The following is a 16,577-nucleotide window of genomic DNA, read 5'->3' on the forward strand; positions in this document are numbered from 1 at the left end:
GGACGGCCATGCCACACGAGAACCCCGCCGGCGTCCTCTTCGACGTGGACGGCACCCTGGTCGACACCACGTACCTGCACACCGTGAGCTGGTGGGAGGCGCTGCGCCAGAACGAGCAGCCGGTGCCGATGGCGAGCGTCCACCGGGCCATCGGGATGGGCTCGGACAAGCTGCTGGACCACCTGCTCGGTCCCGAACGCGATCGGGACGGCGACGCGAAGCTGCGCGACGCGCACGACACGCTCTACGCCGAGTACTGGGAACGGCTCGTCCCGCTGCCGGGGGCCACCGACCTGCTGCGGGCCTGCGCCGAGCGCGGGCTGCGGGTCGTGCTCGCCACGTCGGCCGCCGAACACGAGGTCACGGCGCTGCGCCGGGCCCTCGACGCGGACGACGTGATCGACGCGGTGACCTCCTCGGCCGACGCGAAGGAGAGCAAGCCGGCACCGGACATCCTGGTCGCGGCCCTCGACCAGTCCGGGCTGCCCGCCGAGCGCGTGGTCTTCGTCGGCGACTCGGTCTGGGACGTCGCCGCGGCCGGCAAGCTGGACATCCCGTGCGTCGGTCTGACCTGCGGCGGCACGAGCCGGGGCGAGCTGGCCGGCGCCGGCGCGGTGGCCGTCTACGACGACCCGGCGGCGCTTCTCGCCGTCCTGGACGACTCGCCGGTGACCCGGTCGCGGTGAGCCGCGGCGGGTTGCCGCGCGCCCGTACGCATAGCCCCCCGGCTCCCGGGGCAAGGTCTGTCACCACCTGCCCGCAGGCCGGCGGGCGCCGGTGGAGGGTGGTGCGGTGGAAGCGGTTGACGTGGCCTTCGCGGTGGTGGGACTCGGCGCCCTGCTCGCCGGCATCCTCCCGCGGATCCTGGAACGCCGACCGCTGTCGATGCCGATCGCGTTCCTCGGCCTCGGCATGGTGGTGTTCCTGCTGCCCACCGGGCTGCCGACCCCCGACCCGCTGGCCCACCCGGAGCTGGCCACGCACCTGACCGAGATCGGAGTGATCGTCGCCCTCATGGGCGCCGGGCTCAAGATCGACCGTCCGCTGAGCTGGTCCCGCTGGTCCTCGACGTGGCGGCTGCTGGCCGTCGCCATGCCGCTCTGCATCGCGGCGGTGGCCCTGCTCGGCTGGTGGTGGGCGGGACTGGTGCCGGCGGCCGCCCTGCTGCTCGGCAGCGCGCTCGCCCCCACCGACCCGGTCCTCGCCTCCGACGTGCAGGTCGGCGAGCCGACCGACGTGGAGGACTCGGAGGACGAGGTCCGCTTCGCGCTCACCTCCGAGGCCGGCCTCAACGACGGGCTGGCCTTCCCGTTCGTCTACGCGGCCATCGCCATCGCCGGCACCAGCCTCGCCCCCCGGGACTGGCTGCTGGAGTGGTTCACCGTGGACGTGCTGTGGAAGGTGACCGTCGGCGTGGGCGGCGGTCTGCTGGTCGGATGGCTGCTCGGCAAGCTCTTCTTCCGCGCCCCCAGCCATCTGCGACTCGCGCGGCACGCCGAGGGCTTCCTCGCGCTGGCCGCCACGTTCCTCGCGTACGGGCTGGTGGAGGTGGCCGGCGGGTACGGCTTCCTGGCCGTCTTCGTGGCCGCCCGGGCGATCCGGTCCGCCGAACGCACCCACGAGTTCCACTCGGTGCTGCACGACTTCGCCGAGCAGGTCGAGCGGCTGCTCACCGTCCTGTTGCTGCTGCTGTTCGGCGGGGCCGTGGTGGGCGGGCTGCTCGGCTCGCTCACCTGGCCGGCCGCCGCCGTCGGGCTGGCGCTGGTCTTCGTCATCCGGCCGCTGGTCGGGTGGCTGTCGCTGCGCGGCGCGCCCGGACGTCCCGCCGAGCACTGGGTGATCGCGCTGTTCGGCATCCGCGGGGTCGGCTCGTTCTACTACCTCGCGTACGCCACCACGAAGGCCGACTTCCCGCAGGCCGATCTCGTCTGGGCGACCGTCGGGCTCGTGGTGATCGTCTCGGTGGTGGTGCACGGCGTCGCCGCGACCCCGGTCATGCAGCTGCTCGACCGCGCGGGTGAGCGCACCGGGGACGAGGCCGCCGCGCGGGCCGACGAACCGGCCGTCAGCGGCGCGGCGGGCTGACCGGCGGCGCTCAGGCCAGCCGCTCCACCAGGGCGCGACCGAGGGCGCGCCCGGAGAGCCAGGCGCTCTGCACCCGCGGCCGGCCGTACGCGTCACCGGCGAGCCCGATGCCGTCCGCGTCGAGGTGGTAGCTGCCCCCGCCCGCCGCGGTCGGCTTCGCGTACGTCCAGCGGTGCACGTACACGTGCTCGGCCGGCTCGGGCAGCCCCAGCAGGTCCCGGACGGCCTCCTCCACGGCGGGCGCCGCGGCGGTCGGTTGGGCGAGGTAGCCCGCCGCGAACCCGGGCGTCGTGTGGGCGACCAGCACCGGGGCGCCGTCCCCCCGCCGGTCACCGTCGTCGCAGAGCGTGCCCAGCACCGGGTGCCCGTTGACGAACGCGCCACGGAAGTCGCCCCACCGGCGGGCCGGGAACCGCAGCGCCGCGGCCAGCGCCGGAGACCACCGCTGCGCCTGCACGGCGCGGGTGGCCGCGGCCAGCGCCGGGTCCAGCAGCAGCGCGGCCTGCGGGCCGGGCATCGCGAGGACGACCGCGGCGCACCGGTCGCCGTCCACGGCGGGGCCCGGCTCGACGCCGAGCACCAGCCGGTCGACGGTCACGGGCAGGTCCCGTGCCAGGTGCTCCACGAGCGACCGCAGCCCGCGGGGCGCGGCCCAGCGCATCGGCCCGGTCACCTCACGCCGGCCGTCCGGCCCGTACGCCACGAACGTGTCGGTCCACTCGCGCGCCAGCCCGGCGGCCCGCCAGTCGTCGACGACGGCCGCGAAGTCCGGGTCGTCGACCGTGACGTAGGCGGCGCCCAGGTCGGCCGGCCGGCCGTCGAAGCGCCGACTGGCCATCCGCCCGCCCGGCACGTGCGCCCGCTCACGGACGCGAACCGGCACCCCCGCACGGGCCAGCTCCCGCGCGCACGCCACCCCCGCGATGCCGGCGCCGACCACCACCACACCCGAGGGGTCCGTCGTCATCCGGCGATGGCAGGCGTCGCGGAGCCGACCGGGCGGGCATGAACCGCCGACGATCGGGGTATTGGCACGCCTGTTCGAAGGAAGGTGGAGACCATGACCGACCGCACCAGTGACCGGCACAACCCGCAGGCCGCGATCAAGGATCCGGACGAGTGGGTGACCGGCGAGGAACCGCCCACGGCGGCGCAGGAGTCGTACCTGGCCACGCTGGCCCGGGAGGCGGACGCCGAGGTCCCCGAGGGGCTGACCAAGGCGGAGGCGTCCAAGCGGATCGACGAGCTCCAGGAGGAGACGGGTCGCGGCCAGCAGTGACCGCGCCGGGCGGTCAGCGCGGCGGAAGGCGGTGCAGCTCGACCCGCTGCAACCGCCCCGCCGCGACCCGCGCGGTCAGGTAGGTGGCGTACGGCTGCGCCCGCCGGTCGGTCGGCGATCCGGGGTTGAGCAGCCGCAGCCCGCCGGGAGCCACGGTGTCCCACGGGATGTGCGAATGCCCGAACACCAGCAGGTCGGTGTCCGGGAACCGGGCCGCGCAGCGCTCCTCCCGGCGGGTGCGGGGGCCGGTCTCGTGCACCACGGCGACCCGCAGCCCGTCCAGGTCGACGCGGGCGATCTCGGGCAGCCGGGCCCGCAGCGCCGGCCCGTCGTTGTTGCCGTACACGCCGACCAGCCGCCGGGCCCGGGCCTGCAGGGCGTCCAGCAGCGACTCGTCGACCCAGTCCCCCGCGTGCACCACCACGTCGGCCTCGTCGACGGCCGCCCAGAGCGGGGCGGGCAGGTCCCGCGCCCGCTTCGGCACGTGCGTGTCGGCGGTGATCACCAGACGCATCCGCCCATTGTCGCGTCGGACACCGGATCACGCCGATCGACACGGCGTTACCGGGCGGCGGGGGTGGGAAAGCGAAATGCCGACCGAGGGAGGAACTCATGACCAGTTCTACGGCTCCGGGCGCCGGCTGGCGACCGGGGATGCCCGGCGGTGACCTGCTGCCGTCCGGTCCGGCGGGCCGGCCGACCACGCCCGGCGACGGGCAGAGCCCCGGGACCGGGCCGCCCACCGTGACGATCGGGTCGTATCCGGACTACCCGTCGGCGCAGCGGGTGGTCGACTACCTCGCGGACAACCGGTTCCCCGTGGAGCACAGCGCCATCGTGGGCACCAACCTGACCCTGGTGGAGACGGTACTCGGCCGCATGACCACGGCGCGCGCGGCGCTCATCGGCGCCGGCACGGGCGCCTGGTTCGGGCTCTTCATCGGGTTGCTCTTCGGCATCTTCACCGTCGGCAACTGGCTCGGCGTGATCGTGGTCGGCCTGGTGGTCGGCGCGATCTGGGGCGCGGTGTTCGGCGCCGTGGCGCACGCGATGACCGGCGGCCAACGGGACTTCACCTCGGCCAGCTCCCTGCGGGCCGGCCAGTACGCCGTCATCGTCGACGCGAGCCTGGCCGACCAGGCGCGGCAGTTGCTCGGCCGGCTGCACATGACGGGGCCCAACCCGACCGTCGGCTGACCGTCTCGGCCGGTCCACCCCGGTGTGACCGCCGGGGTGGACCGGCGTCAGTGCCCGTACGCCAGTTCGCCGGCGCGCAACGGAACGTCGACGCGGTTCTCGGCGGGGGCGAGCGGGCACGCCCAGCGGTCGTCGTAGGCGCAGGACGGGTTGTAGAGGTAGTTCGGGTCGAGCCGGACGCGATCGCCGGGCAGGAGCGTCAGCCCCCGGCCGAAGGTGCCCTTCACGGTGTCGGTGAGGTACCGGCCACCGCCGTAGCTCTCCGGGCCGCAGGTCGCGTCGCGTACGGGCAGGAAGAGCCCACCTCCGTACGCCGCGATCCACCACAGCGTCAGCGGGCCCCACGGGGTCTCCGCGACGGCGACCCGCCGGTAGCGGATCACCCCGTCGGGGCCGCCGGTGTCGATGTCGAGGTCACCCTCGGCGGGGCGCAGCGGCGCCTCCACGACGGCGGACGGGTCCGGCGGGTAGTAGCGCAGGCCGGTGAAGCCGGGCCGGTCCGGGGCCGGGACCGGGCTCTGCGGGTGCTCGGCGAAGAGCCGGTCGCGCTCCGCCCGGAACCCCGTGAGATCGAGGTCGGACAGGTAGAGCCGCGCGATCCGCTCCCGCCAGTCGAGCAGGTCGAGATCGTTCACCCGCCGAGCCTAGTCCGGCGAGGACGGCGGTCGTGGCGCTCACCGGTCGGTGGCGAGGCGGGCGTGCAGGTGCTCGTCGTGGCGGCGACCGTCGCCGTACCGGAAGGATTCCCGCAGCGTGCCCTCGGCGCGGTAGCCGGCCCTCTCGGCGACCCGGCAGGAGGCCGGGTTGGCCGTGGCGTGGCACAGCTCGATCCGGTGCAGTCCCAACTCGTCGAAGGCCCAGCGGCTGAGCCGGTCGACCGCGCGGGTGGCGACGCCGCGGCCCCGCGCGCCGGGCACCACCCAGTAGCCCATGGCGGCGTTCTCGCCGTGGATCTGGTGCAGCGACACCGAGCCGAGCAGGGCGCCGCCGTCGGGCCCGGTCACCGCCAGCGAGACGTGGTCTCCGGCCGACCAGTCGGCCCGGCGGCGTACCCAGCGCAGGGCGGACGCCGCGTCCACCGGCCCGCCCTGCGGGTTCCACCGCGCGATGTCGGGGTCGCCCAGCGCGTCGTGGACGGCCCGGGCGTCGGCGTCCCGCCAGGGACGCAGCAGCAGGCCGGGCGCGGCGAGTTCCAGGTGTTCCACGCGGGGCAGTCTGGCACACCCCGCGCACCGGCCGCCTCCGCGCGGCGGGCTTCGTTCAAACCTGCACGGGTCTCCCCATCCTCGGTCGGCCCGTCGATGTGAGGACGCGCACGAAGAACTGGTTAAATTTTGAAAGACTGCCTATCCTGGTCACGTGACCGAGGGCCTGGACCGCATCCGACTCGCCGCCTGGCGCGCGTACGTCGAGTCCAGCCAGCTGCTGCTCACCCAACTGGAGGACGAGCTGCGCGGCGCGAGCGGCCTGAGCATGGCCGACTACCACGTGCTGGTGCTGCTCTCCGAGGCGCCGGGGCAACGGCTGCGGATGGGTGAGCTGGCCAGCCGCCTGGTCTTCTCCCCCAGCCGGCTCACCTACCAGATCTCCTCCATGCAGCGCCGGGGGCTCGTCACCCGGCAGCCCTGCCCGGAGGACCGGCGGGGCAGCGAGGCCGTGCTGACCGCCACCGGCCTGCTCACCCTGCGGGACGCCGCACCCCATCACCTGGCATCGGTGCGGGCCCACCTCATGGACGACCTCGACGACGACGAGGTCGCCTGCCTCACCCGGGTCTTCGAACGGCTCGGCGCCCGCCTCCGCGGCGTCCGCGACGCCTCGACCACCCACGCCACGAGTTAGGAGCCACCGATGCCCGCCATCACCGTCGACAACGTCCTCGTCCTGCCCCGCCTGCCGCGGCTTCCCGAGTCCACCGCCTTCCGGCCGGTCCGGCGGCTGACCACCGCTCCCAGCGGTTACGAGGGCGAGGGGTTCCCGGTGCGCCGGGCCTTCGCCGGGGTGCCGCTGAGCGAGCTGGACCCGTTCGTCCACCTCGACCAGATGGGTGAGGTCGACTACGCCCCGGGCGAGCCGAAGGGCACCTCGTGGCACCCCCACCGCGGCTTCGAGACGGTCACGTACATGATCGACGGGATCATGGACCACCAGGACTCCCACGGCGGTGGCGGCACCATCACCAACGGCGACACCCAGTGGATGACGGCCGGCAGCGGCCTGCTGCACATCGAGGCGCCGCCGGAGCACCTGGTGACCAGCGGCGGCCTCTTCCACGGCACCCAGCTGTGGGTGAACCTGCCGCGGGCGGCCAAGATGAACCCGCCGCGCTACCAGGACATCCGGGGCCGCGAGGCGGCGCTGATCACCACGCCGGACGGCGGTGCCCTGATCCGGGTCATCGCCGGTGAGGTCGGTGGCCACGCGGGGCCGGGCTCCACCTACACCCCGATCACCATCGCCCACGTCACCGTCGAGCCCGGCGCGCAGGTCGACCTGCCGTGGCAGCCGGAGTTCAACGCCCTCGTCTACGTCCTCGGCGGCCGGGGCACGGTCGGCACCGAGCAGCGGCCGGTGCACACCGGCCAGCTCGCGGTGCACGGCCCCGGCGACGCGCTGCGGTTCGCCGCGGACGCCCGCCAGGACTCGCACACCCCGGCGCTGGACCTCTACCTCATGGGCGGCCAGCCGATCCGGGAGCCGGTCGCGCACTACGGCCCGTTCGTCATGAACACCCGGGACGAGCTGATCCAGGCGTTCGAGGACTTCCAGGCGGGCCGGCTGGGCGTCATCCCGGCCGGTCGGCTGCCGCACACCGGCGGTCAGGGCTCCCGGCCCTGACCGTGCCTCCGGTGGCGGGGCGTCGCGCCCGCCACCGGAGCCGTGTGGTCACGTACGTGGTACGGGATCAGGAGACGGCGAAGATGCCGGCCACTCCGAGGATCACCATGACCAGCACCGCCACCAGCGCACCCCGTTCGCCCTCCACCGCCGGCTCGCGGTGCTCGATCACGGGGTTCGTCGTCTCGCCGGGCATGCTGTGGCCTCCTGCTTGTCTCGCTCGATCAGGACGGGTGCCGGCCACGCCACCGGGTGTACGGGCGTACGGACCCACGGCCGGGGTCCTGCCGTGAGGACGGGGTCGACGTCGGGAGGAGCGATGCCACCACGGCCCGTGTCTTCATGCCGCGACGCACTGCGCCACCCGTCCTCACGGTTACCCGTCTGACCGCGCGGAAACCTGAGCCGCTCATCACCCCCGCGATCTTGCACTTTCGGCCCCGGAATTGCGGCTTATGCACCCTTTGCCGGGGCGCAAAGTGCAAGATCGCGGGGGTGGTGCGGGCGCGGGTTAGGGGTTTGTGCGGGGGGCGCCGGCGCTGGCGAGTTCGCCGGCCCGCTCGCTGCGCAGGGTCGGGTCGCCGGGGTGGGCGGTCAGGCCGCCCGGGTAGGCGAACGAGGCCCGGGGCGAGTAGAAGCCCCAGGCGATCGTGAGCGGGTTGGCCGGGCGGAGCGCGTACACCGGGTGGTCCGGCTCCAGGAACTCCACCCACTCGATCTCGAACGGCGTCACCGGCTCGGCCAGGTACGGGTACACGGCGCTGAGCAACCTGCCGTTGCGGCGGGTGAAGTAGCGGTGGTGACCGCTGCTGACCACGTGGCCCGTCTCCCCCACCCGGCAGCGGGCGCGGATCACCGTCACCCCGTCCAGCTCGGTCTCGGCGACCAGCACGCCCCCGGCCACCTCCACGGTGGTGCGGCCCGGCGCCGCGGGGGCGCCGTGGGTGAGCGCGTAGCCGAGGACCCGCTCGCTGGAGGTGACGTAGTGCGTCCACCAGCCTCCCGGGCTGACGCCGCCGGGGGCGTCCACCCCGCTCAGCGACACTCCCAGGTACGTGAGGTCGTAGGCGCCGAACCCCGAGGTCTGCGTCTCGTCGTCGACCACGTACTGGTTGAGGAACACCTGCCGGTCCGGGCGGGGTCGCAGCCCGGCCGGCACCAGCGCGGCGACCGCGTCCGGATCCGCCGGCAGCCAGCTGAAGTAGAGAGCGCGGGTGTTCAGGACGAGCTGGGGAGCGGCAGGGTCGAGCACGGCGCCTCCATCCCGAACGGGTCTACGGGTGACGCTACGACTGGTCCCGTGTACGGGACAAGAGCGAAAAGGTGACAGTGCCACCCGGTTGTCCGCTTTCCCGTTGACCGCTCGGCTCGCCACGCCCTCCGTCCGGAGGCCGGCGCCGGCATCTCCGGACGCCGACGGGTCGGCCGGACGAACCAGTAAGCGCGCTCACATCTGCCGTCCATTGCGTCCGTTTCGTTCCTAGACGTGAGCCAAAGTCGCTTAAGTACATCAGCCGTTCGGCTAGATTTCCGGGAGACGATCGGGTTAAGGTGACTCCCGAACGGCCCATACAAAGCTAAACCGAAGCGTCACGTCTTTTTATCCGCGGACGAGGTGCAGGGAGGACCACCCATGACCGCGCCAGCGATCAGCGAACAGACGACGAGCACGGCACCCACCAGCACGGCGAAGCTCGACCCACGCGCGCTGTCCGACAGCGCCACCGACCTGCTGCACGCGATGGCCGCGTTGCCCGCCAACCACCCGTCGCGCCCTGCCCTGCGCGACAAGGCGATCGAGGCCTGGCTGCCACTGGCCAACCACCTCGCCCACCGCTACAGCGGTCGGGGCGAGCCCACCGACGACCTGGCACAGACCGCGGCCGTCGGTCTCATCAAGGCCATCGACAAGTTCGACCCGGCTCGCGGCGTCGACTTCGCCGGCTACGCGATCCCCACGATCATCGGCGAGCTCAAGCGGCACTTCCGCGACCGCACCTGGGACATCCGGGTTCCGCGCCGCCTGCAGGAGCTGCGCCTGGCCATCTCCGACGCGAACAGCTCGCTGCTGCAGACGCTGGGTCGCTCGCCGACGGTCGCCGACATCGCCGCCCACCTCAAGATCACCGAGGAGGAGGTCCTGGAGGGCCTGGAGGGTGCCCGCGCGTACAACGCGGTCTCGCTCTCCACCCCGACCGGCGACGGCGACCGGGCCACCGAGCTGGGCGACATGCTCGGCGGCGAGGACGGCGAGTTCGAACTGGCCGAGCTGCGGGTCGCCCTCGGCCCGGCGCTGGCCACGCTCGACGAGCGCGAGCAGAAGATCCTCACCCTGCGCTTCTACGGCAACCTGACCCAGTCGCAGATCGCCGAGCAGATCGGCGTCTCGCAGATGCACGTCTCCCGGTTGCTGGCGCGCGCGCTGACGAAGCTGCGGGGGCAGCTCGACGGGACCTACTAGGGGGTGACGCCGGTGGCCGGGTCGGTGGACCCGGCCACCGGCACGTCGTGGCTCGGCCCGTCGTCCCGTATACGTGACATACGAGTCGCACCGCGCTCCGACGACCGCCCGCGCCCGGCCGCGCTCCCCCGCGGCCGGGCGCTGCGCGTTTCCGGTGGCGGACGGATCCCGGCTCCCGGTATCCGCCACGCCCGGACACCGCGAGACGCACGTGACCCGGCTGGTACGCCCGCGGCCCACCGCCGGCAACCGGTGCGAGACTGGGCCGTGCTCTCCGACGTACGCGTGGACCTGCCGGTGCGCGCGGTGCTCCCCGCGGTGCTCGCGGCGCTGCGCGCCTCGGGCGCCGGCGTCCTCGTGGCGCCACCCGGCACCGGGAAGACGACCCTCGCGCCGCTGGCGGTCGCCGAGCAGGTCGAGGGTCGCGTGGTGGTCGCCCAGCCCCGGCGGGTGGCAGCCCGGGCGGCGGCACGGCGGATGGCGGAGCTGCTGGGCGAGCGGGTCGGTGACCGGGTCGGGTACGCGGTCCGCGGCGATCGCCGGGTCGGCCCGGGCACGCGGGTGGAGGTGGTCACCACCGGGCTGCTGGTCCGCCGCCTACTGCACGATCCTGACCTGCCCGGCACCGGCGCGGTGCTGCTCGACGAGTGCCACGAGCGCCACCTCGACGCCGACCTCGCGCTCGCCTTCGCGGTGGAGGCCCGCGCCGCGATCCGGCCGGACCTGTGGCTGCTGGCGATGTCGGCCACCCCGGAGGCCGACCGGTTCGCCGCGCTGCTCGGGGGCGCGGACACGCCGGCCCCGATCGTCCGGGCCGAGTCGGCGCTGCACCCGGTGACCCGGATCTGGGCGCCGCCGCCCCGGCCGGTGGCCCCGCCGGGTGCCGGCCCGGTGGACCGGGCCCTGCTCGACCACGTCGCCGCCACCGTCCGCCGCGCGCTGGCCGAACGCGACGGTGACGTGCTCGTCTTCCTGCCCGGCGCCGGCGAGATCGCGGCCGTGGCCGGGCGGCTCGGCGGTCTGGGGGACGTCGCGCTGCTCACCCTGCACGGGCGCCAGCGGGCCGCCGAGCAGGACGCCGCGCTGCGCCCGGCCGGACGACGCCGCGTGGTGCTGGCCACCGCCGTGGCCGAGAGCAGCCTCACGGTGCCGGGGGTGCGGGTGGTGGTCGACGCGGGCCTCAGCCGGGTGGCGCGGCTCGACCTGGCCCGCGGCCTCGGCGCCCTGGTCACGGTGCCGGTGTCGCGGGCGTCCGCGACCCAGCGGGCCGGTCGTGCCGGGCGCGAGGCCCCCGGGCACGTCTACCGCTGCTGGTCTCCGGCCACCCACGAGCGGCTGCCCGCACAGCCCGAGCCGGAGATCGCCACGGCCGACCTGACCGGCTTCGCCCTGGACCTGGCGGCCTGGGGTCGGCCGGACGGCACCGGGCTCGCGCTGCCGGACGCGCCGCCGGGCGCCGCGATGGGGGTCGCCCGGGACACGCTGGCCACCCTGGGCGCGGTCGACGCGGCCGGCCGGATCACGGAACGCGGCCGGCTGATCGCCGCGGTGGGCGCCCACCCACGGCTGGCCCGGGCACTGCTCGACGGCGCGCCGCGCGTCGGCGTCGACCGGGCGGCCGAGGTGGTCGCCCTGCTGGCCGAGGACACCGTCGCGGGCCCGGGCGACGACCTCACCGCCGCCTGGCGGAGGCTGCGCGGGGGCGGCGACGCGCCCGCCACCGCCCGCTGGCGGGCCGAGGTACGCCGGCTGCGCGCGCTGGTGCCCGCCGGCACGGGGACGGGCGCCGGCCGACTGCCCGACGACCTCGCCGCCGGGTTGCTGGTCGGTCTCGCGCACCCGGAGCGGCTCGCCCGGGTGCGACGCCCGGGCGGCACGTCGTACCTGATGAGCGGCGGCACAGCCGCGGAGCTGAGGTCCGGCTCGCCGCTGGCCGGCGTCGAGTGGCTCGCGGTGGCCGTCGCGGACCGCTCCCCCGGCGCGCCGACCGCGCGGGTCCGGCTCGCCGCCGCGATCGACGAGGCCACCGCGCGGGAGGTCGCCGGGCCGCTGCTGCGCACCGAACGGGAGGTCGGCTGGTCGGGCAGCGACGTGGTGGCGCGGGAGGTCGTACGCCTCGGCGCCGTGGAGCTGGTCGACCGGCCGCTGGCCCACCCCGACCCGGCGGAGGTCGGCGAGGCGCTGCTCACCGGGCTGCGCCGTACCGGCCTGGGGATGCTGGAGTGGACCCCGGCCGCGCGTGCCCTGCGGGAACGGCTGGCCTTCTGCCGGTCTGCCCTCGGCGGCGCGTGGCCGGACGTCGGCGACGAGGCACTGCTCGCGGCGGCGCCGGTCTGGCTCGGGCCGGAGCTGGCCACCGCGCGGCGCCGCGCCGACCTGGCGCGGGTGGACGTGGCCGCCGCGCTGCGCCGGCTGCTGCCGTGGGCCCAGGCGGCCCGGCTCGACGAGTTGGCACCCGAGCGGCTCACCGTGCCCAGCGGCTCGCGGGTCCGGATCGACTACGCCGACCCGGCGTCGCCGGTGCTGCCGGTCAAACTGCAGGAGACCTTCGGGTGGCGGGAGACGCCCCGGCTTGCGGGCGGACGGGTGCCCGTGCTGCTGCACCTGCTCTCACCGGCGGGCCGCCCGGTCGCGGTCACGGCCGACCTGGACTCCTTCTGGCGGACGGGCTACCCGCAGGTCCGGGCGGAGCTGCGCGGTCGCTATCCGCGCCATCCCTGGCCGGAGGACCCGACCACGGCCACGCCCACCCGGCACGCCACGCCGCGGCGGCGCTGACCCCCGTCACTCCTCGACGACGTCGGCCACGACCACGGTCACGTTGTCCGGGCCGCCCGCCCGCAGGGCCAGGTCGATGAGCTTGCGGGCGCACTCGGCCCGGTCGGGGTGGCCGGCCAGCACCTCGGCCAGCGTGTCCGGGCGGACCACGTTGGACAGGCCGTCGCTGCACAGCAGCCAGCGGTCCCCCGCCCAGGGCACCATCGTCGCGTACGTCGGGGAGACCTCGTCGCCCTGGAGGGCCTGGGTCACGACTGCCCGTCGCGGGTGGCTGCTGGCCTGGTCTGGGGTGATGAGGCCCTGGTCGACGAGCATCTGCACGAAGGTGTCGTCCCGGGTGATCTGCTTGAGCACGCCCTCGCGGTAGAGGTAGGCGCGGGAGTCGCCGATGTGGGCGAGCGCCAGGCAACTGCCGGTCCGGGCGAAGAGCAGGGCGGTCAGCGTGGTGCCCATGCCCTGCCGCTCCGGGTCCTCGGTGACCGCCTGGCGGATCCGGACGGTGGCCTGCTCGATGCCGCTCTGCAGCGCGGCCACGAGAGCGTCCTCGGGCGTCTCCACGTCCAGCGGCGCGAAGGCGTCGATGGTGATCGAGCTGGCCAGGTCGCCGGCCGCCATGCCGCCCATGCCGTCGGCCACGGCGACCAGCCACGTCCCCGCGTGCAGGGCGTCCTGGTTCCCGCTACGGATCAGCCCACGGTCGCTCGTTCCCACGGAACGCAGCTTCAGGGTCATGGGAGGCAGCCTGCCAGGCGAAGGGCGCAGTTGTCTCTAGGAGATCACGCCGGCGCCGCGTGGCGCGGCGAATCTCACTGCGCGACGGGGTGCCGAACCATCAAGAGGGATCGATTGACAGGGCCGGCGACCACTGGAAACATCAGACCGACGAGCTGGGAGCGCTCCCAGCTCAACCCCCACCGCCACCGGACCGCCACCGTCCCGGAAGGACCGCCCGTGACGCCATCCCTACGCCGCCGCACGCTGCTCGCCGCGGTGACCGCCCTCGCCCTCGCCGGTTCCGGCGCCGGCCCCGCCCACGCCGACCCACCACCGGACGCACCCGAACAGATCGACAACGGCGACTTCAGCGCCGGTGTCGCACCCTGGTTCTCCTACGGCACCGGCGCCCTCGGGGTCACCGACGGCCGGCTCTGCGCGGACGTGCCGGGCGGCCTCGCCAACCCGTGGGACGCGGGCATCGGCCAGGACGGCGTCCCGCTGGTCGCCGGCGCCGAGTACCGACTCGGCTTCGACGTCTCCGCCACGCCCGGCACGCCGGTCACGGCGGTGCTGCAGCTCGGCGCCCCGCCCTACACCGGGTACGCGAGCGTCACCGTCACCGCGGGCGCCACCGCCCAACGTGTCGAGCGGACGTTCACGGCGCCGGAGAGCAACCCGTCCGCGCAGCTGATCGTCCAGGTCGGCGGGAGCGACACCGCGCAGACCGTCTGCCTGGACGACGTCTCGCTGCGCGGCGGCGAGCCGCCCGAGCCGTACGAGCCGGACACCGGCCCGCGCGTACGGGTGAACCAGGTCGGCTACCTGCCCGGCGGGCCGAAGAACGCGACAGTGGTCACGACGGCGACCGAGCCGGTCGGCTGGCAGCTGCGCTCCGCGGCCGGCGCGGTGCTGGCCGACGGCACCACCACCCCGCGCGGCGTCGACCCGGCGTCCGGCCAGAACGTCCACACCGTCGACTTCTCCGCGTACCGTACGGCCGGCACCGGGCTGCGAATCGTCGCCGACGGCGAGACGAGCCACCCGTTCGACATCTCCGGCACGCTCTACGAACGGCTGCGCGCCGACTCCCTCCAGTTCTTCTACGCCCAGCGCAGCGGCATCGCCATCGACGGCGCGCTGCTCGGCCCCGAGTACGCCCGCCCGGCCGGTCACCTCGGCGTCGCGCCCAACCAGGGCGACACCGACGTGCCCTGCCAGCCGGGCGTCTGCGACCACCGGCTCGACGTGCGCGGCGGCTGGTACGACGCCGGCGACCACGGCAAGTACGTGGTCAACGGCGGCATCGCCACGTACCAGCTGCTGAACGCCTTCGAGCGGACCCGGACGGCGGCGACCGCGGCCGGCGGCGCCGGACTGGCCGACGGCACCCTGCGGGTGCCCGAACGCGGCAACGGCGTGCCCGACATCCTCGACGAGGCCCGCTGGGAGCTGGAGTTCCTGCTGCGCATGCAGGTGCCGGCCGGCCAACCCCTCGCCGGCATGGCCCACCACAAGATCCACGACCGGAACTGGACCGGGCTGCCGCTCGCGCCGCAGGACGACCCGCAACCGCGCGAGCTGCACCCACCGTCCACCGCCGCCACCCTCAACCTGGCCGCCGTGGCCGCCCAGTGCGCACGGCTCTACGCCCCGTACGACGCGGCGTTCGCGGCCCGCTGCGGTGCCGCGGCCACGACGGCGTACGCGGCCGCCAAGGCCAACCCGGCCCGGTACGCGAGCCCGTCGGACAGCACCGGCGGCGGCGCGTACGACGACACGACCGTCACCGACGAGTTCTACTGGGCGGCCGTCGAGCTGTGGCTGACCACCGGCGCGCCCGCGTACCTGGCCGACCTGACCGCGTCCCCGCACCACACCGGGCCGGTCTTCGACCCGCGCGGCTTCGGCTGGCAGGGCGTCGCCGCGCTGGGCCGACTCGATCTGGCCACCGTGCCGAACGCGCTGCCCGCCGCCGAACGCGCCCGCGTCCGCGCCTCGGTCACCGACGCCGCCGACGGCTACCTCGCCGAACTGGGCCGGCAGGCGTACGGGCTGCCCCTGCCCGGCGACGCGGGCAGCTACGTCTGGGGCGGCAACAGCAACCTCCTCAACAACGCGGTCGTGCTGGCCACCGCGTTCGACCTGACCGGCGACGTGCGGTACCGCGACGGGGCGGTGCAGTCGATGGACTACCTCCTCGGCCGCAACGCGCTCAACATCTCGTACGTGACCGGCTGGGGCGAGCACGCGGCGCAGAACCAGCACAGCCGCATCTTCGCCCGGCAGCTCGACCCCGGCCTGCCGCACCCGCCCGCGGGTTCCCTCGCCGGCGGGGCCAACGCCGCCCTCCAGGACCCGTTCGCCGCGCAACTGCTCGCCGGCTGCGCGCCGATGTTCTGCTACGTCGACGACATCAACTCGTACTCCACCAACGAGGTGGCGATCAACTGGAACTCGGCCCTCGCGTGGGTCGCCTCGTTCCTCGCCGACCAGGGCGCGGCCGGGCCCGTGGCCGCGCCGACCTGCGCGGCGACGTACACCCTGCACGGCAGCTGGCCGGGCGGGTTCACCAGCCAGGTGACGATCCGCAACAGCGCGACGACGGTCGACGGCTGGACGGCCCGGTTCGCCTTCACAGGCGACCAGCGCGTCGACACCGCCTGGCTGGCAAGGGTGAGCCAGGCCGGCGCCACCGTGACCGCGCGCAACGAGGCGCACAACGCCCGCATCAAGCCCGGCGACACGGTGACGTTCGGCTTCACCGCGAGCACCGGTGGCGGGGCCAACCCGCCGCCCGGCCTCGTCACCGTCAACGGCGCGGCCTGTACGTCGGGCTGACCGTCGCCGCCCCGGCGCGACCCCGCGTCGCGCCGGGGCGGCGCCCTCGCCCCGCGGTCGTCGTCCTACCGCCTGGCGGGCCCGCCCTACGGTGACGGACATGGACGCGTATCTGGGTTTCGCGGGAGGCGCCGTCGCGGTCGCCCTCGTGGTGCTGGCCGTCGCGCTGTCGCGGCGACGGCGGCGTCGGCCGGAGCCCTCCGGCCGCGACGCCGCCCTCCGGGTCGCCCGGCAGGCCATCCGGCAGAGCCGGCGTGACCAGCGGCGTCGCGGCCATAAGGGCATCCGGGGCCGGGGGTACGGCGGCGACGACAGCGTGGCGGGCGGCGCCGCCTCCGGCAGCGAGTCCGGCGGCACGCCCTGACGGTCCGTCGCGGCGGCGGC

General features: G+C 74.9%; 17 protein-coding genes. 10 read left to right on the plus strand and 7 right to left on the minus strand.

What is annotated here, in order from left to right:
* The first annotated feature begins 8 nt into the window (after nt 1–8).
* A complete protein-coding gene (locus D7193_RS01190) occupies nt 9–686 on the plus strand; it encodes an HAD family hydrolase (RefSeq protein WP_120777529.1) in 678 nt (225 codons plus the stop codon).
* Nucleotides 687–792: 106 nt separating this feature from the next.
* Nucleotides 793–2,085: a cation:proton antiporter gene (locus D7193_RS01195; RefSeq protein ID WP_120779158.1), complete on the plus strand. Its 1,293-nt coding sequence runs from the start codon at nt 793–795 to the stop codon at nt 2,083–2,085.
* Between the two features lie 10 nt (nt 2,086–2,095).
* On the opposite strand, the gene D7193_RS01200 is transcribed toward D7193_RS01195, so the two are convergent.
* Complete coding sequence (locus D7193_RS01200) at nt 2,096–3,031, minus strand: NAD(P)/FAD-dependent oxidoreductase (protein WP_174242581.1); 936 nt, start codon at nt 3,029–3,031, stop codon at nt 2,096–2,098.
* 114 nt (nt 3,032–3,145) lie between these two features.
* On the opposite strand from D7193_RS01200, the gene D7193_RS01205 reads away from it, so the two are divergent.
* A complete protein-coding gene (locus D7193_RS01205; RefSeq protein ID WP_120779159.1) occupies nt 3,146–3,364 on the plus strand; it encodes a DUF3072 domain-containing protein in 219 nt (72 codons plus the stop codon).
* Nucleotides 3,365–3,377: 13 nt separating this feature from the next.
* On the opposite strand, the gene D7193_RS01210 is transcribed toward D7193_RS01205, so the two are convergent.
* Nucleotides 3,378–3,878 (minus strand): metallophosphoesterase family protein, encoded by a 501-nt coding sequence (locus D7193_RS01210; protein WP_120777531.1) that lies wholly within the window; start codon nt 3,876–3,878, stop codon nt 3,378–3,380.
* 98 nt (nt 3,879–3,976) lie between these two features.
* Between D7193_RS01210 and D7193_RS01215 the strand changes: the two genes are divergently transcribed.
* Nucleotides 3,977–4,561, plus strand: coding sequence for a YflT domain-containing protein (locus D7193_RS01215; protein WP_120777532.1), 585 nt, complete (start codon nt 3,977–3,979; stop codon nt 4,559–4,561).
* 47 nt (nt 4,562–4,608) lie between these two features.
* Here the strand turns inward: D7193_RS01215 and D7193_RS01220 are convergent, their stop codons facing one another.
* Both D7193_RS01220 and D7193_RS01225 read right to left on the minus strand, forming a co-directional pair.
* Complete coding sequence (locus D7193_RS01220; RefSeq protein WP_120777533.1) at nt 4,609–5,196, minus strand: DUF1684 domain-containing protein; 588 nt, start codon at nt 5,194–5,196, stop codon at nt 4,609–4,611.
* 39 nt (nt 5,197–5,235) lie between these two features.
* On the minus strand, nt 5,236–5,766 hold the full coding sequence (locus D7193_RS01225; RefSeq protein ID WP_120777534.1) for a GNAT family N-acetyltransferase: 531 nt from the start codon (nt 5,764–5,766) through the stop codon (nt 5,236–5,238).
* 154 nt (nt 5,767–5,920) lie between these two features.
* Between D7193_RS01225 and D7193_RS01230 the strand changes: the two genes are divergently transcribed.
* Nucleotides 5,921–6,403 (plus strand): MarR family winged helix-turn-helix transcriptional regulator, encoded by a 483-nt coding sequence (locus tag D7193_RS01230; protein WP_120777535.1) that lies wholly within the window; start codon nt 5,921–5,923, stop codon nt 6,401–6,403.
* A gap of 9 nt (nt 6,404–6,412) precedes the next feature.
* Complete coding sequence (locus D7193_RS01235) at nt 6,413–7,399, plus strand: pirin family protein (RefSeq protein WP_120777536.1); 987 nt, start codon at nt 6,413–6,415, stop codon at nt 7,397–7,399.
* Nucleotides 7,400–7,466: 67 nt separating this feature from the next.
* Here D7193_RS01235 and D7193_RS34510 read toward each other — a convergent pair whose 3' ends face one another.
* On the minus strand, nt 7,467–7,595 hold the full coding sequence (locus D7193_RS34510; RefSeq protein WP_277749888.1) for a hypothetical protein: 129 nt from the start codon (nt 7,593–7,595) through the stop codon (nt 7,467–7,469).
* A 315-nt stretch (nt 7,596–7,910) separates the two neighbouring features.
* Nucleotides 7,911–8,651, minus strand: coding sequence for an acetoacetate decarboxylase family protein (locus D7193_RS01240; RefSeq protein WP_241562773.1), 741 nt, complete (start codon nt 8,649–8,651; stop codon nt 7,911–7,913).
* A 381-nt stretch (nt 8,652–9,032) separates the two neighbouring features.
* On the opposite strand from D7193_RS01240, the gene D7193_RS01245 reads away from it, so the two are divergent.
* Together D7193_RS01245 and hrpB are read left to right on the plus strand one after the other, a co-directional pair.
* Nucleotides 9,033–9,860: a SigB/SigF/SigG family RNA polymerase sigma factor gene (locus D7193_RS01245; protein WP_120777537.1), complete on the plus strand. Its 828-nt coding sequence runs from the start codon at nt 9,033–9,035 to the stop codon at nt 9,858–9,860.
* Between the two features lie 267 nt (nt 9,861–10,127).
* Nucleotides 10,128–12,638 carry an ATP-dependent helicase HrpB gene (gene hrpB, locus D7193_RS01250; RefSeq protein ID WP_120777538.1) on the plus strand — a complete coding sequence of 837 codons (2,511 nt, stop codon included), beginning with the start codon at nt 10,128–10,130 and terminating at the stop codon, nt 12,636–12,638.
* 6 nt (nt 12,639–12,644) lie between these two features.
* Here the strand turns inward: hrpB and D7193_RS01255 are convergent, their stop codons facing one another.
* Nucleotides 12,645–13,370 carry a PP2C family protein-serine/threonine phosphatase gene (locus tag D7193_RS01255; RefSeq protein ID WP_120777539.1) on the minus strand — a complete coding sequence of 242 codons (726 nt, stop codon included), beginning with the start codon at nt 13,368–13,370 and terminating at the stop codon, nt 12,645–12,647.
* 219 nt (nt 13,371–13,589) lie between these two features.
* Here D7193_RS01255 and D7193_RS01260 point away from each other — a divergent pair, with 219 nt between their 5' ends.
* Nucleotides 13,590–16,193: a glycoside hydrolase family 9 protein gene (locus D7193_RS01260; protein ID WP_120777540.1), complete on the plus strand. Its 2,604-nt coding sequence runs from the start codon at nt 13,590–13,592 to the stop codon at nt 16,191–16,193.
* Between the two features lie 100 nt (nt 16,194–16,293).
* Nucleotides 16,294–16,557, plus strand: coding sequence for a hypothetical protein (locus tag D7193_RS01265; protein ID WP_120777541.1), 264 nt, complete (start codon nt 16,294–16,296; stop codon nt 16,555–16,557).
* Nucleotides 16,558–16,577 lie beyond the last annotated feature (20 nt).

Source organism: Micromonospora costi, from assembly GCF_003626655.1.
Lineage (GTDB): Bacteria > Actinomycetota > Actinomycetes > Mycobacteriales > Micromonosporaceae > Micromonospora > Micromonospora costi.